Raw genomic sequence first — 18,057 nt, 5'->3', positions numbered from 1 at the left:
CGGAACGGTGGATTGCTCAGAATAAACGACAGTAATTGACGGGCTGTAACAATGACGCATCATTGAATCAGAGCAACAGTTATCGGTAAGAGAATGTGACACTTCGCAATCTGCAAGATCGCAAACTTGCTCAGTAGGATCGTGCATACATGCCTTTTCCGTACTGATAGTTTGTGAAAATGACATTGTTGTTACTGCTAATAGCAGTAGGGCAATGATTAAACGATACATGCGAAGCTTTACTGTAAAAACATGCTTGAAGTGTATCTCTTTTGGCTGATAAAGATCAATCAATTAAAGGAAGTACCCATAACGAGGTAGTCAACCCAGGTGGTGATACGACTTCTACATCACCACCCAGATTTATTGCTAACTCAGGCGCTTTCAAGCTCTAAATACCAAAGTCATCGAACCTTACTTGTTCTCGCGGAACGCCAAAGTCAGCAAGAGACTCTAACGTCGCTTTCAGCATTGGTGGAGGACCACACACGTAAACGTCCAATGTGTCTTTGTTTTCATCTGCCAACCATTTCATTGCAGTTTCGTGCACAAAGCCAGTGTGCCCGGCCCACGCATCTGATTTAGCAACCTCTGAAAGTACCGGTATATAATTTAACCGCTCATCTCTTTCGAACTCATCCCTATAACAGAGCTCTTTTTCATATCGTGCGCCGTAAAAAAAGATACAGCGACGAGGAGAGCCTGCTGCTAATTCACTTTGTATTAACGCTCTCAACGGTGCAATACCCGCGCCGCCTCCGATAAAGACTTGCGTGTGATTATTTTGTTTCGTCAGCTGAAAGTCACCAAATGGTCCAATAGCATCGACATGAGCGCCAGGCTCTAAATTACACAAGTAGTTTGAACCGATGCCTGGGGGCACCCCTTCACTTGGCGAGGGCAGTTGTCGTACGTTAAACACAAATCGAGTCGGTTGAGGCCGCGTAGCAACAGAGTAATGTCGTGACAATATTTCGTTTAAGTGTGGAATACGAAACTGCATAAACTGCCCGGCTTCATAATTAACGGGCTCTGAACTCACAAAGGTAAGCTCCATAATGGATGGAGTCAGTTGACGCTTTGAATCGAGTGTTAAAGCTATATCACTAACCCCCTCATTATGTAACTTTACTTCATAATTTGTTGAGGTTCTGTGTTGGCAAGATAACCGCATCCCCGCGTCTAATTCATTGGCGCTCAATAACGCTTTTTCAGCGGCTTTAGGACTAGGTATATCGCTGCCTTGTAGTGTTACTTTACATAATCCACAAGTTCCACCTCCACCACAGCTGCTGGCAATTGGTTTCCCTTTCTGTTGAAAGTATTCTAGCCATGTTTTTTTCCGATTTGGATTAAAGTCACCGTTAGTAATATTTCGGCCTAAAAGAATTAGCCCGGATAACGAAAACCAAAGAGCGAATAACCCGGCACTCCAAATCAATAAATGATTAAAGCTTCGGCCACCAGTGTAATCCATAAAATGCAGACGAAATGCCCAGTCAGCTATTGTCCATGGTGTATTGCGATGCTCCACTACCTGAGATGAGGCTTCATCGATGTATATCCGAGTATTAAGATCATCTTTAATATCAATGCGAAACCCCGAAGCTTCCCAGCCATTCACTTCATCGCTTCCCATGACTCTTTCAACCGCTTCGACGTGACCCGGACCATTATAGCTACTGAGCGCTAATTGGGTTGCCAAAGCCTCACCGGTAGACCAGTTTTCGTTTGTGTTAGCGTTGAAATACAGGACACTTCCATCTGCCAATGTCACTTGATACTGACCAACCCCAGCAACACTTACCAGTTCAATTAAATGTGCTGATGGAAACCTTTGGTACATTTCAGTAAAGTCGACCTGAGTTGCTAATTTTTTAAGAGGCGGCTTAGAGTTTTCGGAGACCATGTATTGATGACCCGACATTCCATGATGGCCAGTTATACTGAAAAAGAAACCACTCACTAGCCACAAAGCGACCTGAATAACTAAAATTAAACTCACCCAACGATGAAGCCATTGTATAAACCTTATCATTGGGCACCTCCGATCGGTCTTCTTTTAAACGTTATGGTATAAAGGAGCAAAACAATGCCCGTTATCATTAAAATAAATGTACCGATAATAAAGGCTTTTAACCACCACGTTTCTATATCCACACGTTCATCGTAGTCCATTATGTGTAGCATCCAGACAATGTCGAAACCACGCCAGAAAGTGTGTCGTTTTACGAGCAAATCACCCGTTGTTTCAGACAAGTAAAGGCTGGTATTACCAAAGTCATCGTAGTTCACTTGCCATACTGGCAACAAAGTTTCACTAATTTCAGTTGGTGGGTTATCCGTCATATAAACAACGGATTCAATGTCTGCACTCTCTTGTGCGTAGTATCGGTTGGCCAAGTCTTCAATATGATGCTGAGTTATTTCAATGCGCTCTAACGATTTTGCATTAACCAAAAACTCACCTTTATCACTTTTTAACTTGTATACTGGCTGTAGCTTACCATCTAGTCTGCGAGCCTCTAGTGAGGCTTTTTCAGTTTCAGGATAACGCGTTAATAACTTATCTAAATCTGATACCTCAGTACCTTCAGGTAAAGGCTGACTAACATCCTGAACTAAGTGATCTCCGTGAATATAATCCAAGTCGAAGAACACCATGTAAGCACCACTTATTGTCCAAATGACCATTTGCAAGCCAAAAACCAAAGATAACCAGCGGTGCCAGACTCTCCATTGACTCGAACGTTTTTTTTCCGACATGTCGTCCTACCTCAAATTTCATATAAAAAGGCTGCCACTCCCAGGGAAAAGCGACAGCCAGTTCACTAATCAAAAGCTGTAACGTACCTTCAAGTACAACTGACGACCTAATAAGTCGTAAGTCATAGTGTCAGTATTTGCGTCCGTCCAGCTTTGAATATAAGGCGGCTCTTTGTCGAAAAGATTATTAACGCCACCCGTCACACTCAAATCGGAATTTATGAAATAAGTGCCTTGAACATTATGGTAAAAGACGCTCGGTGCGCGGGCTCCAATATCTTCTGGAGCGGCATTAATGTCGTCAGCAGCCCCTATATATTGCACTGAATAATGTATGCGCCAATCCTGCTTCATAAAGGTTCCCGAAGCATTTGAACGCCAATGCGTATAACTTCCTCTGCCTCCGGTGATGAACCCGGCATACTCAATTTCATCCGCACCAACAAAAGGCGCAAATGTATACTCATTTAAGTAACTGACATTCCAACTGAAGTCACTTTTCCAACCCAGTAGCTCGGTGTTATAAAATAAAGCGGTATCGATACCCGATACATTTTCAGTTGCGGCATTGGTGGGTTGAGCAGACAAAAAGTCAATATCGCCAGTTAAAGAGTCTCTCGTAAAGTGCTCTGGACTGCAAAATGGGTGCGATAAATTTTCTGAGTTATAGCAGACAGACAGCTTCGTTGAACCGGGAATCCTTTGGATAGCATTCTCAATATCAATATCGTAGTAATCAACCGTCAATTGTAAATTGTCCGCCGAACCAATATCCCATACAAAACCAGCAGTAAAAGTATCTGCGTCTTCCGGTTTTAAATCAGGGTTCCCGCCAACAGTGGTAAGCACGGTTGCACCAAATTGTTCATACCCTGCAGGGACACCATCTGCTTGGCAATTTGCCGCCACAGTTGGATTAGCACCGGCTTGATCCCATCCGTCACACGGATCCGTTGTTGTCAGGTTTCCTTCAGCAACACCACCAAAGAGTTCAGGTATGTTCGGGATCCGAAAAGCAGTTGACTGAGTCGCACGCACTTTCAAAGCATCAGATACACGCCAGTGAACACTCGCTTTGTAGTTCCCATCACTACCAAAGGTGTCATAGTCACTATAACGGTATGCTAAATCTAAGTTTAAAGATTGAACCAACGGTAAGTCAGCTAATAAAGGTAACGAAGTTTCACCATACACCTCATCGACCGTATAGCTTCCCTCAATAGGATCTGCTTGGTTAGTATTCATAATACCAGCGACAATTGATGAGTCCGGGTTTCGCCAACCTTTCTCTTTACGGTGTTCAACACCAAAAGCGACAGGAACCCATCCAGAAGGCATTTCGAATAAGTCTCCGGAAATATTTGCTGTCAATGAACGCTGCTCATTACCACCGTTGTCAGTCGTCCGAAACATAATGTAGTCCAAAGCTTCTTGAGACAGGTCACCGTACCCCAGCAAGTCAATACAAGGAATGCCGTTGGAGCCACAAGTATTCGGATCTAAACCCGCAGATAGACGCTGCATGTTGACTATATTGGTCATGCCGTCAATGGCTGTATTACGGCCATAGTTATAAGCAACTTCCCAGTTCCAACCTGAGCCAATAACACCATTCATGCCGACGACCGTTCTGAACGTATTAACATCTTGAAAGAACGTTCTTGGTCCACCTTCTAATAAGCGACGACCTTCAAGTCGAATTGTTTCACCCGTTGGGTTTGTTGGGTGGCTGGCATCAAACTCAATACCTCTTAATGTTCCGGGTGTCGCTAATTGATCGGATGTTCGATTGTTGTATAAAACTTCAGTAAATACCGTCGTATCTGGCGACAGTTGATAATCCCCGAAAGCGGAGAAATTCCAGTTTGTAATTGGGTTAACCGAATTTAGGTAAGGAAAAAATGCAAAGTTGTGTTTTTCAGAGCTGTAGGGTTCATAAAAGTCCCCGTTACCGTCCGCATCTTGACTGAAATTAATCCGTTCGCCAGCATTTGGCCCCGTCAATATGGTTGCTCTACCCCCAATGGTACTTGAACTCCCGAAGCAATCCAGTTGGCCTGGTGTTAATTCACCCAAAGCACAGCCGGCTTGATCAGCCATATTGACCTCATCGGAAGAACGGTAGCCTAGAGTCGCCATTATGCGACCTTTGTCGCTGCTGGCGCCAAAGATCATGTTAACTTTACGGTCTTGGCCCTCACCGTCATCTGTCGAGCCCAAGCGCCCTTCTATAGTAAAGCCGTCATAACTTTTACGAGTGATGATGTTGACCACACCTGCTACAGCATCCGCACCGTATATCGCTGAAGCGCCGTCTTTCAGTACTTCGATACGTTGGATCATTTCGACAGGTATCATATTTAAGTCGACTGAACTATTAGCACCGGTCCCACCATTTACAACACGGCGGCCATTCAGAAGCACAAGTGTTCGGTTAATGCCCAGTCCACGCAAATTAACTTGAGCGGTACCGTAGCCATTACCTGTCCAATAAGCATTGCTCTGACTGCCAGCAAAACCAGCGGAGGCTGACATTCTCTGTAAAATCATTTCTACCGAGGTCATTCCCGATACTTCAATATCTTCCGCCGTAAAAACCTGAACAGGAGCAGCACTTTCGGCTTCGATTCGCTGAATTCGCGAACCGGTCACCGTGATTTTCTCAACGTTTTCGGCTTCAGTATCACCAGGCCCTGACTGAGCCCAAACGGTTGTTGTATTAAAGAGTGCCGCAGATACGCCTATAGCGACAGCAGACTTAAATAACTTTTGCATTTTGTCACCTCGATTAAATTATAATTATTTTACTTTCCGATTAGACTTCGTACTGCCATCTAAGTTGTTTATACAACCTTCAGAATAGAAACCTTAGGATTTTAGTCAAGCTAAAAACGATTAAAGTTGTATAAAAAATCCTTTAATAGCAAAGCTTATAGAGGTTGTATATTCAACTTTAAGTTATCCTCATGTATCAATAATCTTTTAAAATAAGCTCTTCAAGATAGCTAGAAAAGCAATAAAAAAAGTTGTCCACTTTTTTCAAAATAAAAATAATTTTTCATTTTTAATGAATTTTTACCCTCTTCTGATTATTGATGCTTTTAATCTTTTGCCGACTATAATGCGTACATGAATACATAACTTTTACGTAAGGAACTTGGCTATGAGTCAGTCAACTCAAAAAGCTACGCTTTACAGAATGTCAACGCCTGATCACCAGTGCCCTTTTGGGCTAAAAACCCGGCACTTACTTAAAGCCAATGGCTTCGAAGTAGACGACAATCTGTTAGAGAGTCGTCAAAAAACCGACAAATTCAAGGAAAAGCACGACGTCGATACCACTCCACAAGTGTTTATTGGTGATAAACGTATCGGTGGGTACGAGGAGGTTCGAGCCTTTCTTGGAAAGCCTCTTCCTGACCCTGACGCAACCAGTTACCGACCCGTTATTGCATTATTTACTATGACGGCACTCCTCTCTGTAGCCACGTCGTGGTTGTCTTTTGGTCGCGTATTTACCGTACAAACCATCGAGTGGTTCATCAGTTTCTCTATGGTGGTTCTGGCCTTGCTCAAACTCCAGGACGTAGAGAAGTTCTCTACCATGTTTCTCAATTACGATCTTCTCGCCAAAAAATGGGTGCCTTATGGCCGTATATATCCCTATGCCGAAGGCTTGGCGGGTCTGTTAATGGCAGCCGAATTCGCCCATGTCATATCCATACCCGTCGCATTATTCATCGGCATCGTAGGCTCTATATCGGTGTTTAAAGCCGTTTATGTCGACAAACGCGAGCTAAAATGTGCCTGTGTCGGTGGCTCCAGTAATGTGCCGTTAGGCTTCATTTCGCTCACTGAAAACCTCATGATGGTCGCTATGGCTGTCTGGATGTTTTTTACAATGAACTAGAAAAAGAGCGCTATGCGCTCTTTTTCTTAACGCTTTTTACGTAAAAACAAAATCTCACCAGCGGCAATCAATGCCATACCGATAAGAGACGCCCAAATCACCAGCGGATCGCTCGTCCATTTCACCCATATAAAAGCGACTAAAACGATGACGTCTAGCGTGATTGCGCTGACAAGTATGTAAATATTGGCATTCACCTTTTGCCTTAGATGCCGTAATACGCCCCAGTGGATCGCAATGTCCATCACGATATAAAAAATAGCGCCCAGTGACGCAATTCGACTCAAATCGAAGAATGCCGCTAAGATCATAGCCATAACAATGGTGTAAACCAGCGTATGCTTCTGAATGGAACCTGGCATGCCAAAATGACTGTGTGGAACAAGCTTCATATTGGTCAACATGGCTAACATTCTTGAAACGGCAAACGCGCTGGCAATCACTCCTGATACCGTTGCTACAATTGCAAACGCAACCGTCACCCAGAGTCCAGTTTCACCGTAGACGGGTCTGGCTGCTTCAGCAAGCGCATAGTCCTTCGCTTTCACAATCTCATCTATGGACAGGCTCGAGCCAACCGCCAGAGTGACCAGAACGTATATTAGCGCGCAGATAACCAGCGAAATAATAATGGCACGCCCGACGTTCTTCTTAGGCTCAACAATTTCACCGCCACTATTCGTTATTGTTGTAAACCCTTTGTATGCAAGTATGCTTAAAGCAATACCCGCTAAAATACCGCCACCCGAAGCTTCTTCTGGAATAGCAGATATCGATTCAAACTGAATGCCTGAAGCCCACAAACCACCAGCGGCTAAAATCACCAATCCTAAAGCCTTCACAAAGGCCATAAAGAACGAGAACGTTTGAATAAACTGATTACTCAAAATATTGATAAAAAATGCGAAGAGCAGCAACCCAACCGCCAACAACGGAATAAGCCACTGCGCTTCAAAAGAAATTAACTGGCTTGTATAGGACGCAAATGTGCGAGCGACTAGACTTTCATTAATGACCATAGAAAAGTACATCAAGAGTGCGAATATCGCCGTCACACTTCCTTTTCCATAAGCTTTACTGAGGAACATCGCAATACCGCCCGCTGACGGATAGGCTTTCGCCAACTTAACGTAAGAGTAAGCGCTAAAGCCGGCAATGATACCGCCGCACACAAACGCCAGGACAAACCACTCTCTTGCCAGCTGAGCAACTTGTCCGGTCAGTGCAAAAATACCAGCGCCAATCATCACACCAGTCCCCAGCGACACCGCCCCCCAAAGACTCAGGCTGCTTTTCTGATAATCCTGATGTCCGTGTTCATGATCGTGTTCTGCCATAATCAGCTCCTGTGATTGAACTCAGTTGGACCAATGGATCCGGATAATTTTCCAGCCAGACTCAGTCGTATTTGATACGGTTACGGTTTCATTCATCGTTAAATCAACCTCACGCCCGTTATACTCCCCGGAAACGCTATACCGAGAAGTGATCACAGCAAGGCCATCGGCTTCTTGTACTGTCCTTTCAAGCAACTGTGAAGGAACCGCCTGGCTAAACTTAATATCTGACTTAAGGTGATGAGCACTGTACTCGGCCAAGGATCGTTCAACACCACCACCTTCAAAGATAAACACATCATTGGAAAGCACATCTTTAACGACTTCCGTGTCACCTTCAGTCAAAGCCGTTCGAAACCTATCAAGCACAACTGTCGGTTCAGATACTTCCTCGGCACTACTAGGCGCTGAAATAAACAGCACCGAAACCATAAAAACACTCATGAATAATTTCATTCTTATTATTCCTTACATTAACTAGGGGAAAACGCGCTGCTTAGCGCAGAGGCCAGGGTAAAAATAGTGACAGCCAATACCATTTCCGCCGTTATGGAGTTTTTGAGTCGCTTGGCGGCCGCGTTATCATTTAATTGCGGTACGAACTTTAATTTATGCAATGCGGCAACAAGGAGAATCAGCGCCACAAACACAAGTTTCGCTAGTAGTACCGTGTCATACGACGTAAGCGGCAGCTCTGGCATCCATCGCCCTGTTGCACTACGATACATAACCAAGCCCGCAATAAGGAGTATTGGAACCGCTGCAGACATATGCACACCAAAACGCTCCATAATGGCTTTCGCTTTAGCAAGCGGTACCGACGTTGCCAGCTTTCGCAATGAGTTAAGACTGCCGAACCAAACCCAAGCGACTAACAAGTGTGTTAAAAGCGCTAGCTTTCCCCACCAGACGGCGTCACTGCCGTGACCAATACTTAAAAAGCTCCATCCCATGAGTCCAATGGCGACAACATATAGCACCCACTTTATACGTTTTAGCTTAACAACGGAGTAAACAATCCAAGCAATAGCAACCGCTATCTGAAGTTGCATGAACAACCCAACAGGACCAGCCCATATAAATTGCATATATGTCGAGTCGGCCATTCCAGCAAGCCCTTCTGCAGCAAAACTACCAACTTTTAGAAAAAAATACAGAAGGCTTGCTAGCAATAAAAGCAACGCAGCAACGCTATTCTTTCGTTCAGACTGCTTTTTTAAACCGGACAAATAAACGATATAAGGCGAGGCCGTCATCACCGCATTGAGCCAGAATATGAAGGCCAGCGTTAAAACACTGGCCACACTCCAAAAGGTCATCATTTCACCTCAAAGCTAAAATCACCCGAGATTTTATGACTGTCCCCACCCATAGCTGTCCAGTAAACCGTGTAACCACCTGACGGCAGGTTGTTTTTAACAGTAATTTCGTACGCTGCTTTAGGTGTCATACTCATAGAAAAGTCCAACGGGTGCATCTTACCGTCGTCTGAGTGCAGCATAATTTTAGCCAGGCGAACATCACCGGAAAAATTCATCGTAATTTCCGCCGGTGACTCCGACAAAGTCGCACCGTCTTCCGGGCTACTGGATGTCATGCCGACATGGGCGTTGGCCCATGCACTAAAAAATAAAGCGGTGGCGAATGCTAATTTAAATAAGTTTCTCATGTTGTTTCCTCTTTGTTTTATCATCCATTAAAACCAAACTCTGGCCCCTAAGACCACGCCTGTTTCTGTGGTGTCCTCACCCATTCGTTTCATTTCATCTGCCGTGTTGCCTAACGCGCCGTTCCAATAAACACCAATGTAGGGTGCAAACTCACGACTGATTTCGTGACGATAACGCAACCCCACACGCAAGTTGCTCAAGCCACTTTGCCGTTCATATTTGTCTGAATCTGTCAGGTTGGCTGTAAACTCAATGCGAGGCTGTAAGTACGATGTTTGTGTGAGCTGCCACTCGTACTCAGTTTCGCTAACAAATTGGACGTCGCCTTCTTCATTCACCATCAGCGAGTTATCCATTTCGAACCAATAGGGCGCCAACCCCATAAAACTCACGACAGCATAATTTTCCATAGACGCGTCCGACGATAAGGTACCTCGCGTACCAATACCGGCCTGAAACGACCAAAACGGAGACACCAAGTATCCATACAGCAGTTCGGCACTTTCCAAGTCAGTGGGCTCACCGTCGTCTTGAACATTCTCCCCTTCACTCTTGAAAACAGCTCGGTGATAGTCACCGCCATACCAAGCCATCATGTCCCAGACGGCTAGGTTCTCTTCCTCGTTGGTTCGCGTTAACTCCAACCGATCGAACAGTACTTGCCCGGTGTAATATTCTTTGACGGGTTCAGGCCAGTCCTCTTTCGCATGTCCGGCGACTGCTAAACCTGGCAACAACGCCGCACCCACTAATAATGATTTACCGTACATAATTGTCCTCCTTATGCGACATTGACCACACGGAACATACCCGCTTTCATGTGATACAACAGGTGACAGTGGAACGCCCAACTACCCGGCGCGTCTGCCGTTATCAATAACGACACTTTTTCGCTCGGCTTCAGGCTAATCGTATGTTTGCGTGGGCGTGGATACTGTCCGTTTTCAAGTTCCATCCACATACCGTGTAGGTGTATGGGGTGGTCCATCATCGTATCGTTTACCATCACCAACCTCAGTCGTTCTCCATGATGAAACTGAACCGGGCCATCCACTTCGGTAAACTTCTTCCCGTCGAAAGACCACATGTAACGCTCCATATTACCCGTTAAGTGCAGCTCTATCTGTCGTTCGGGCTCCCGCGTATCCGGCCATTCATGCGCGCCGACCAAGTCGGTATACACTAAGACTTTATGATCAACGTCTTCCAATCCAATCCCGGGTTCATGCAAACGGCTTACCGGGTTTGTAGCAATCATAGCCGCCCCGGCGCCATGTCCGGACTCACGGTGTTTGATTTTAATGTTTTCGACCGGGAGCTCTTTTTTGTGTGTCATTTTATGCGTCATATGGCTGTTATTGCCGCCCATATGCTTCATATTCATGCTATTGCCTTTCATATCACCGGACATCGCCATCGCTCCCATGCCCATAGCGGCCATGCCTCGCTCAGGAACTTGCCGTAGTTCAGGCACTTCAGCCTCAAGACCAAGTTCCGGCGTTAATGTACCTCTGACATAACCACTTCGATCAAAGCTCTCAGCATAAATAGTGTAAGGCTTGTTTTGCTTAGGCTGGACAATTACATCGTAGGTTTCCGCCACACCAATGCGGAACTCGTCAACTGGCACTGGCTTCACAGGCTGCCCGTCAGCGGCCACTACCGTCATCTCCAATCCAGGGATTCTTACGTCGAAGAAACTCATTGCCGAACCATTAATGATACGCAGGCGTACTTTTTCACCAGGCTTAAACAATGCTGACCAGTTCATCTGTGAATCGCGGCCATTCATCAGGTAGGTATAAGTACTGCCCGTCACATCCGCAATATCACGGGGGCTCATTCGCATTTGCCCCCACATTTCTCGTTGCTTCCAGGTTTTCTCTAACCCTTGCTGTCGCACGTCCTCGAAGGTCTCAAATATCGTACGTTTTTGATAGTTATAGTACCCCTCCGCAACTTTCAAGTTACGAAACACGGTATCCGGATCTTCGAATGTCCAGTCGCTGAGAATAATGGTATGTTCTCGATCAGCACCAATGTCTCCGTCTTTCGGTTCAATCACTAACGGCCCCAGGTGTCCCAATTGCTCCTGCAAACCGGAATGGCTGTGATACCAATAAGTTCCGTTTTGCTCGACATCGTAGCGGTATTTGAACGTTCGTCCTGGCTTTATCCCTTCGAAAGATACGCCAGGCACGCCATCCATATTCTCCGGCAATATAATTCCGTGCCAGTGAATTGACGTGTCTTCCGACAACCGGTTAGTCACATTTAGCTTTGCTCGCTGCCCTTCTTTTAAACGAATCAAAGGGCCCGGCATTTGGCCATTGATGGTTATTGGTGCTCCTACTTTATTTCCCACGAGCAGTGGGGACTTTGCAATGGTCAGATCAATCTCATCGTTTGTCAGGATCTGATCTTTAAAACTGCGTCCCTGAGGAGCAGCCCAAGTTGGGGCTACTTTGGCGATTGCTAAAGCAGACGCCACAGTGAATGCAGATTTAATAAACTTTCGACGCCCTTTGTTAAACTCATTGCTCATTATGACGCTCCTCTTTTGAGGTTAAATTTTGATAACGTTGAACGTCCTGTTCCTTATCAGACGGCTCATCAGAAACCGATGATTTAAACCCTTTAATCGCACTACCAAGATCGGAGCCCAGGGTTCGTAGCTTTTTACTACCAAAAAGAAGAATGACAATAACCAGTAAAACTCCTAACTGAACCATACTCATGCCGCCAAATCCCATAGCTAAAGCCCTCCATTTGAGAGTGCTTGCTGCTGCTTTAAACTTGCTATCTGCTTATAAGGTGTAATTGAACCGTCCTTTTTGATTTCATAGACCGTATACGGTTGAAACCGAGTACCCATTTCCATACCAACAGACCCTACCGGCATGCCAGGAACAGTTAATCCAATGCCATTGGCTGACTTTTTCCCAGCTAAATAATGAGAAACCAATGTAGGAGGAACGTGCCCCTCAAAGACATAGCCATTACTAGAAATAGCGGTATGACAGGATTGGACCTCGGCACTAATACCGGAGTCACGTTTTCGTTGGGTCAGGTTGTTCGGATGTTGTACGGACACACTAAAGCTATCGGGTAAAGCTTGTAACCACTTTTCACAGCAACCGCAGTTGGGATCTTTTAGAACGGTTAGTTGCTGCTCTTCTACATCGGTTGCAGATACAGACACGGAAAACAGCATCGCCAAAACAGCGATATTGCGTTTGATAGACATAATTATTCACCGATTAATAAGTTTTAAGGAAACACGCCGAGCGTGTGTTAAATTTCTAGTAACTTATTAAGCGGTAATTATTGGGGGACGGAATAAATTAGACGCGTGTTTAGCACGAATTGAGGTGTCGATGGGCGCATCGACTTTGGCAGAGAGGTTAACTGCAGCGGCATTAACCGAAGAAGACTGTCCGACAAATAAAACCGAGCCGCCGGAGCAATGCCGAATGGTCATGTCAGCACAGCACGAGTTGTGCTTTTGCGTCTCATGCTCGCAATCGTTTGTGTCGGCTTCGTACATCATGCTGTGCTGCATTTGGCTGTTATCATGACATGCGTGAGCTTCTGCCGTTTGCGAAAACGACATCGACACCAATAGCACTGTCATTAATAACAGAATTCGAATTAGCACGAGCACCCTGCTTTTTGCAATTTAATAAACTTTAGTCTAACGTCATTTTAACGCATGTCAAATAAGGAGCAGATAATGATGAATCACGAAATGTTCGCAGGTATGGGCTTTCTATGGATGCTGATTGTGGGAGCTATTTTTATTGTTCCCGCATGGCGTATCTGCCAACGAGTTGGCTACCCTGGTCCATTGGGTCTTCTGATTGTTATCCCTATCGCAAATATCATTCTTCTTTACTTTATAGCGTTCGGCCCATGGAAAAATGTTGATAAATAGCTAATTCACTTTAACCAAAGCAACAAGTATAGCTTTTCATCTCTGATCAGAAGCACGAATTTATGGGTATACGGATTTAATGGTTGATGGGGCACCTTCACCCCATCAATCTGATACCACCCTCAGATGGTTGATAGATCGACTCCGTAGTTGAGTTCCTCTGCGAAGTCCGGCAGTCCGTAACCGATGGTTTTCTTGTAGAAAGGAGAGACCTTCGCAGTCGGTGCCTTCTTCTTGTGCTTCGTGGTGTAGAGCATTCGTGCCCGCATCACCTCGAAGGAGTAACCGCGCCCTTCACGGTTCTTGTCCTTGGCCAGTCGGTTGATGGACTCCGTGTAAGCGTTGGTGACGGGCATGTCCGTCTCGAAGTAGGTCATGGTCTCTTCGCGCCAGTTTCCCACTGCCCTGACCAGATCGCTCCAGACTTCCTTTTGGCCCTTCGGGATGGTGGCTATCCACTCGTCCAGGGCGGCTTCTGCCTGGAGCCGTGTGGTGGCGTCCCAGATGCCGTAGAAGCGCTCCTTGTGCTCGTAGGCGGCCAGCAGTTGCGGGAACGCGCCTGTCCAGGTCTCCATGATGAGGCGCTCCCGGTCTGAGACTTCGTGAGCGCGTTTCAGCAGGATTTTCCGGTCTCCCTTGAGAGTCCGGCTCTGGGACGGTTTCAGCTCCTTTCTGAGGCCCTTGCGCACTCTCTCTAGGGCATCGTTGGCCATGCGCACCACATGGAACTTATCGACCACGATACGGGCCTGGGGCAGCACAGCCTTGACCGCTGCCCGGTAGGGGTTCCACATGTCCATGCTGACGATCTCGACCTTCTGCCGGTCTTTCAGCTTCATCAGGTAGTTGGTCACCACGTCCTGGCGGCGGGTGGCCAGCAGGTCGAGCAGGGTTCGCTCCTCAATGTTGGTCAGAATGCAGCGGTAGCGCTTGTTCAGGTATAGCTCGTCAATGCCCAGGATGCGGGGCGTCTCGAAGCGGTGCCAGCGCCCCAGGAACTCGGCGCGGGCGTTGAAGATGTCGCGCACCGTCTTCTCGTCCAGGCCGGTCTGTGCCGCCACAAAGGTGTAGGGGTGGTTGAAGGATTCCTTCTCCACGTACTCATGCAGCCGCAGTGTCATACGGAATCCGTCCACCGATCTCCGGTAGCTGGGGCCTGAATGTTGTCTTGCAGGCCCGGCAGGTGTATCGGCGGCGGACCACCCAGAGAGTGACCCGCTTGCCGTGGATGGGCAGATCACGATAGGGAACGTCACGCTTGCCGAACCGTACGAACTCACCCTGCACGCCGCATTCCTCGCAGGCGATGGGATCGGGCACGTCCACCTGGAAGTGCATTTCGTCGTCGGTTGATTTGCAGCCCAGTACTTGGTATTGCGGCAGGTGAAGGATGTTGTCGGGAAGTTCGGTCATGGTGTTGTATAGGCGTAGGTGTCAGTCAGATCCATCCGGCTCGGCATTGGTGTTTGCTTTTTTACCCAACAAGCTGCTGGAAACGAAAAGTAAGGCACCGAGGACAATTGCAATATCAGCCAGGTTGAAGGCCGGCCAATGCCAGTCTCGCCAATAGAAATCAAAGGAATCCACAACATAGCCGCGAAAGACCCGGTCAATCAGGTTGCCCATGGCGCCACCGAGGATAAGACTGTAAGCGATGGCTTCTCCTTTATGACGATTTTCAAGGATCAGCTTGATCAAAAAAATCGAGACCACTACCGCGATTCCGATAAAAAAGTAGCGCTGCCAGCCTCCACCATTCGCAAAAAGACTGAATGCGGCACCGGTGTTCCATAGGTGCACCCAGTTAAAGAACGGGGTCACCGAAACATACTCGCCATAGGCCATTGATTGCTGCACCAGCCACTTTACAGCCTGATCAGACGCTGCCAGCAGGCCCGATATGGACAATAGGGCATACGGCGAGAGCTTTTTGCCAATAATGAGCATTATTTAACCCTTCAACGCCAAAATGCGTCTGGCACCGTTAAGTACAATGCCCCCCGCGATGGTGCCGATAATCAGATCCGGATAATTGGAACCGGTCCACGCGACCAGGGCGCCGGCGGTGATGACCCCCAGGTTGATCACCACGTCGTTGGCCGAGAATATCCAGCTTGCCTTCATGTGCGCCCCGCCTTCCCGATGTTTGGATATGAGCAGCAGACAACTGGTATTGGCAATCAATGCGACGAATGCGATAGCCATCATCACCAGCGATTCAGGCTCACTACCGGATACAAAGCGTCTCACCACCTCTACGAGCACGCCCACAGCCAAGATCAGTTGCAGTACACCAGCAAGATGCGCGGCACGTACCTGCATTTTCACGCTATGTCCAACCGCATAAAGGGCAAGCCCGTACACCGCCGCATCGGCAAAATTGTCCAGGGATTCTCCAATCAGGCCGGTGGACTGGGCGATCAGACCGGCAGTCATTTCCACCACGAACAGAAGTGCATTGATGCCGAGCAACCAGCGCAGGGTCCCGGATTCTTGCTTAGCAGAAGCTGCCGAAAACTCGGCGGCCTTGATGGTCTCCGGATTTGCAGCGACGGTTTCCTGAAGCGAGGCGCCTAGCCCCAAGGTCTTCAGTTTCGAGGTGACGGGCTCGACCTCGCCGTCATGCACGACCTTCAGCCGGCGGTTCGACAAGTCGAAGGACAGCGCCCGAATCTCCTCAAAGCCGTTCAGGGCTAGGCGAATCATTCGTTCTTCTGATGGACAGTCCATCTTCGGCACGGCATAAACACTGACCCATCTCCCTGGCGCCTCGGAGGAGGCCTGTATATCGGTATCCGCTGCGGACGTTGCATCACCGCCACAGGCGCCACCACAGGATTTGCTCATGATACGACTCCACTTGAACAATGTTGTGGTACCATTTTAAACTATAAAGCTACTATAAGGTCAATAGAGTAAAGAATCCGTTGGGGAGGAGGCTGATGCGCATTGGTCAGTTGGCGCAGTTGGTAGGGGTCGAAACACAGACGATCCGCTTCTATGAACAGCAGGGCTTGTTGCCGCCGCCTGATCGGCAGGACAACGGTTACCGTGTCTATACCGAGAAGCATGGTGAGGGGCTGGCCTTCATCCGTCGCTGCAGAATCCTGGGCCTGTCACTGGCTGAGATTCACGAACTACAGAGCTATCAGGACGACCCTCATCAGCCTTGTACCGCCGTCAACGCCTTGCTCGATGATCACATCTCTCATGTGCGGTCGCAGATAACCGCTCTGCAAGCGCTTGAGAAACAACTCGTTTCACTGAGAGCGAGTTGCAACGATGAGCGGGAAGTTGAGGCGTGTGGGGTTCTTGCTGGAATTAGCGAAGGAAACATGCACCAGCAGTAGGTGAAGCATCAACCAGATAATCCGATGAGATGCCGGTCTGTCTCACTCTCATGCAAAGGTAAGATCAACCATTTAATCCGCTTACCCGAATTTATTTGCCACTACACGTTCACAAGTTGCAGACCACTATAGCTATGTTCAACGTGTTAAGCGAGTATTGGGCATAGCCAAAAAGTTAAAAGATTCATTTGTGAAAAAGCTTTCAATCAAAAAACTAAAGCTGAAGTTTTAGTAACAAGGTAAGTAACACGCTTGAATCTTAATATTTTTTATCCACTATAAAACAATAAGTTATTAGATCTTATCGATTCCGCCTCCGGCACCACTATTCTAAAGGCCCTGCACAATGTGCGGGGCTTTTTAGTTTCTGGCGGTGTACCAAGTTTGTTCCAATCGAGCCAAACCGTGTTGGCTTATGATTAAAATTAAACTCCATCATAGCCAATAATAAGTTCGCATACCCATAATACTTAATTCACTAGAACCTCGTAACCCATTTTTTATTGGAGTATCCACACTTGGCGTTAACTCGTTTTATTTGTTTAATCTTGACTGAACAGATTAAACAGATTAATCTAAAATTATCCAAATTAACAAGTTTTTACTATGAATAAGCTTACCGAAGCAGAATTGCAGTTTATTACCGATATGGGCATGCACACTCAGGGCTATGGTCTTTCTCGAATTGCTGGGCAAATAATTGCGGCTCTTATCATATCTGATGCCCCACTAAATACAGCCGATCTCATGAACTTACTTGAAATAAGTAAAGGAAGTGTCAGCACCAATATTCGCTTTTTGGAAATGCTTCAGCTGGTCGAACGCAGAGCGCTGCCTGGAAAGCGCCAAAACCATTTTGTAATGCGTACCAACCCTTATGATTCGCTGCTGGAATTAAAGATAAAACAGCATCAAGAAGCGAAAAAGATAATAACGGAAGCCAAAGCAAGTATTAAGAATACTAGAGCTCAGGAGAAAATTACTGAGTTGGAAAGGTTTAATACACTCTACGATGAAAGCGTGAAAAAGTTGCTGCTGGAGTTGAAATCCGAACGCTAAGCCATGCTCAATAGTCAGAAAAATTGACGTT

The 18,057-nt window shown here is 46.7% G+C and carries 18 protein-coding genes and 1 pseudogene; 4 read left to right on the top strand and 15 right to left on the bottom strand.

The window, feature by feature from the left end:
- Positions 1-391: 391 nt before the first annotated feature.
- From CWI81_RS10505 to CWI81_RS10495, 3 genes are all read right to left on the bottom strand, one after another.
- Positions 392-2,038, bottom strand: coding sequence for a 2Fe-2S iron-sulfur cluster-binding protein (locus CWI81_RS10505; RefSeq protein ID WP_126785266.1), 1,647 nt, complete (start codon positions 2,036-2,038; stop codon positions 392-394).
- Positions 2,035-2,766 carry a PepSY domain-containing protein gene (locus tag CWI81_RS10500; protein ID WP_011234477.1) on the bottom strand — a complete coding sequence of 244 codons (732 nt, stop codon included), beginning with the start codon at positions 2,764-2,766 and terminating at the stop codon, positions 2,035-2,037. Before CWI81_RS10500 ends, CWI81_RS10505 begins: the two co-directional genes overlap by 4 nt.
- 69 nt (positions 2,767-2,835) lie before the next feature.
- Positions 2,836-5,541, bottom strand: coding sequence for a TonB-dependent receptor (locus CWI81_RS10495; RefSeq protein WP_126785265.1), 2,706 nt, complete (start codon positions 5,539-5,541; stop codon positions 2,836-2,838).
- A 388-nt stretch (positions 5,542-5,929) separates the two neighbouring features.
- Between CWI81_RS10495 and CWI81_RS10490 the strand changes: the two genes are divergently transcribed.
- On the top strand, positions 5,930-6,676 hold the full coding sequence (locus CWI81_RS10490) for a MauE/DoxX family redox-associated membrane protein (RefSeq protein WP_126785264.1): 747 nt from the start codon (positions 5,930-5,932) through the stop codon (positions 6,674-6,676).
- Between the two features lie 26 nt (positions 6,677-6,702).
- Here CWI81_RS10490 and CWI81_RS10485 read toward each other — a convergent pair whose 3' ends face one another.
- From CWI81_RS10485 to CWI81_RS10445, 9 genes are all read right to left on the bottom strand, one after another.
- The gene (locus CWI81_RS10485; RefSeq protein WP_126785263.1) at positions 6,703-8,013 is read right to left on the bottom strand and encodes an APC family permease; all 1,311 of its coding nucleotides are present in this window, start codon (positions 8,011-8,013) and stop codon (positions 6,703-6,705) included.
- 21 nt (positions 8,014-8,034) lie between these two features.
- Complete coding sequence (locus CWI81_RS10480; protein WP_006956244.1) at positions 8,035-8,469, bottom strand: YybH family protein; 435 nt, start codon at positions 8,467-8,469, stop codon at positions 8,035-8,037.
- Between the two features lie 17 nt (positions 8,470-8,486).
- Positions 8,487-9,335, bottom strand: coding sequence for a copper resistance D family protein (locus CWI81_RS10475; protein WP_241970420.1), 849 nt, complete (start codon positions 9,333-9,335; stop codon positions 8,487-8,489).
- A complete protein-coding gene (locus CWI81_RS10470) occupies positions 9,332-9,682 on the bottom strand; it encodes a copper resistance CopC family protein (RefSeq protein WP_126785262.1) in 351 nt (116 codons plus the stop codon). The genes CWI81_RS10475 and CWI81_RS10470 overlap by 4 nt, the downstream gene beginning before the upstream one ends.
- Before the next feature lie 27 nt (positions 9,683-9,709).
- Positions 9,710-10,453 carry a copper resistance protein B gene (locus CWI81_RS10465; protein ID WP_053954067.1) on the bottom strand — a complete coding sequence of 248 codons (744 nt, stop codon included), beginning with the start codon at positions 10,451-10,453 and terminating at the stop codon, positions 9,710-9,712.
- 11 nt (positions 10,454-10,464) lie between these two features.
- Positions 10,465-12,228 carry a copper resistance system multicopper oxidase gene (locus tag CWI81_RS10460; protein WP_053954068.1) on the bottom strand — a complete coding sequence of 588 codons (1,764 nt, stop codon included), beginning with the start codon at positions 12,226-12,228 and terminating at the stop codon, positions 10,465-10,467.
- Entirely contained in the window at positions 12,218-12,436 is a 219-nt protein-coding gene (gene tatA, locus CWI81_RS10455; RefSeq protein WP_053954069.1) for a twin-arginine translocase TatA/TatE family subunit, read from the bottom strand. The genes CWI81_RS10460 and tatA overlap by 11 nt, the downstream gene beginning before the upstream one ends.
- Before the next feature lie 2 nt (positions 12,437-12,438).
- Positions 12,439-12,930, bottom strand: a complete 492-nt coding sequence (locus tag CWI81_RS10450) for a DUF411 domain-containing protein (RefSeq protein WP_126785261.1) — start codon at positions 12,928-12,930, stop codon at positions 12,439-12,441.
- A 66-nt stretch (positions 12,931-12,996) separates the two neighbouring features.
- Complete coding sequence (locus CWI81_RS10445) at positions 12,997-13,341, bottom strand: hypothetical protein (RefSeq protein WP_053954071.1); 345 nt, start codon at positions 13,339-13,341, stop codon at positions 12,997-12,999.
- Positions 13,342-13,416: 75 nt separating this feature from the next.
- On the opposite strand from CWI81_RS10445, the gene CWI81_RS10440 reads away from it, so the two are divergent.
- Entirely contained in the window at positions 13,417-13,617 is a 201-nt protein-coding gene (locus tag CWI81_RS10440) for a hypothetical protein (protein ID WP_006956255.1), read from the top strand.
- A 122-nt stretch (positions 13,618-13,739) separates the two neighbouring features.
- Here CWI81_RS10440 and CWI81_RS10430 read toward each other — a convergent pair.
- From CWI81_RS10430 to CWI81_RS10420, 3 genes and pseudogenes are all read right to left on the bottom strand, one after another.
- Positions 13,740-15,030 (bottom strand): annotated as a pseudogene (locus CWI81_RS10430) (ISL3-like element ISPpu12 family transposase).
- Between the two features lie 21 nt (positions 15,031-15,051).
- A complete protein-coding gene (gene lspA, locus CWI81_RS10425) occupies positions 15,052-15,564 on the bottom strand; it encodes a signal peptidase II (RefSeq protein ID WP_004863699.1) in 513 nt (170 codons plus the stop codon).
- 3 nt (positions 15,565-15,567) lie between these two features.
- Positions 15,568-16,464, bottom strand: a complete 897-nt coding sequence (locus CWI81_RS10420; RefSeq protein ID WP_126785260.1) for a cation efflux transmembrane domain-containing protein — start codon at positions 16,462-16,464, stop codon at positions 15,568-15,570.
- A gap of 95 nt (positions 16,465-16,559) precedes the next feature.
- Here CWI81_RS10420 and cadR point away from each other — a divergent pair, with 95 nt between their 5' ends.
- Positions 16,560-16,967 carry a Cd(II)/Pb(II)-responsive transcriptional regulator gene (cadR, locus tag CWI81_RS10415; protein ID WP_126785259.1) on the top strand — a complete coding sequence of 136 codons (408 nt, stop codon included), beginning with the start codon at positions 16,560-16,562 and terminating at the stop codon, positions 16,965-16,967.
- A gap of 606 nt (positions 16,968-17,573) precedes the next feature.
- Positions 17,574-18,026: a GbsR/MarR family transcriptional regulator gene (locus CWI81_RS10410; protein WP_126785258.1), complete on the top strand. Its 453-nt coding sequence runs from the start codon at positions 17,574-17,576 to the stop codon at positions 18,024-18,026.
- The last annotated feature ends 31 nt before the right edge of the window (positions 18,027-18,057 follow it).

Source organism: Idiomarina seosinensis (genome assembly GCF_003987275.1).
Lineage (GTDB): Bacteria > Pseudomonadota > Gammaproteobacteria > Enterobacterales > Alteromonadaceae > Idiomarina > Idiomarina seosinensis.
Note: the sequence above shows the minus strand (reverse complement) of the source record. Positions and strands in the feature narration are given on the sequence as shown.

Excerpts from the sequence above, each read along its gene's own strand:
- CWI81_RS10505 (WP_126785266.1), bottom strand. The coding sequence starts at position 2,038 with ATGATAAGGTTTATACAATGGCTTCATCGTTGGGTGAGTTTAATTTTA.
- CWI81_RS10500 (WP_011234477.1), bottom strand. The coding sequence starts at position 2,766 with ATGTCGGAAAAAAAACGTTCGAGTCAATGGAGAGTCTGGCACCGCTGG.
- CWI81_RS10495 (WP_126785265.1), bottom strand. The coding sequence starts at position 5,541 with ATGCAAAAGTTATTTAAGTCTGCTGTCGCTATAGGCGTATCTGCGGCA.
- CWI81_RS10490 (WP_126785264.1), top strand. The coding sequence starts at position 5,930 with ATGAGTCAGTCAACTCAAAAAGCTACGCTTTACAGAATGTCAACGCCT.
- CWI81_RS10485 (WP_126785263.1), bottom strand. The coding sequence starts at position 8,013 with ATGGCAGAACACGATCATGAACACGGACATCAGGATTATCAGAAAAGC.
- CWI81_RS10480 (WP_006956244.1), bottom strand. The coding sequence starts at position 8,469 with ATGAAATTATTCATGAGTGTTTTTATGGTTTCGGTGCTGTTTATTTCA.
- CWI81_RS10475 (WP_241970420.1), bottom strand. The coding sequence starts at position 9,335 with ATGATGACCTTTTGGAGTGTGGCCAGTGTTTTAACGCTGGCCTTCATA.
- CWI81_RS10470 (WP_126785262.1), bottom strand. The coding sequence starts at position 9,682 with ATGAGAAACTTATTTAAATTAGCATTCGCCACCGCTTTATTTTTTAGT.
- CWI81_RS10465 (WP_053954067.1), bottom strand. The coding sequence starts at position 10,453 with ATGTACGGTAAATCATTATTAGTGGGTGCGGCGTTGTTGCCAGGTTTA.
- CWI81_RS10460 (WP_053954068.1), bottom strand. The coding sequence starts at position 12,228 with ATGAGCAATGAGTTTAACAAAGGGCGTCGAAAGTTTATTAAATCTGCA.
- tatA (WP_053954069.1), bottom strand. The coding sequence starts at position 12,436 with ATGGGATTTGGCGGCATGAGTATGGTTCAGTTAGGAGTTTTACTGGTT.
- CWI81_RS10450 (WP_126785261.1), bottom strand. The coding sequence starts at position 12,930 with ATGTCTATCAAACGCAATATCGCTGTTTTGGCGATGCTGTTTTCCGTG.
- CWI81_RS10440 (WP_006956255.1), top strand. The coding sequence starts at position 13,417 with ATGATGAATCACGAAATGTTCGCAGGTATGGGCTTTCTATGGATGCTG.
- lspA (WP_004863699.1), bottom strand. The coding sequence starts at position 15,564 with ATGCTCATTATTGGCAAAAAGCTCTCGCCGTATGCCCTATTGTCCATA.
- CWI81_RS10420 (WP_126785260.1), bottom strand. The coding sequence starts at position 16,464 with ATGAGCAAATCCTGTGGTGGCGCCTGTGGCGGTGATGCAACGTCCGCA.
- cadR (WP_126785259.1), top strand. The coding sequence starts at position 16,560 with ATGCGCATTGGTCAGTTGGCGCAGTTGGTAGGGGTCGAAACACAGACG.
- CWI81_RS10410 (WP_126785258.1), top strand. The coding sequence starts at position 17,574 with ATGAATAAGCTTACCGAAGCAGAATTGCAGTTTATTACCGATATGGGC.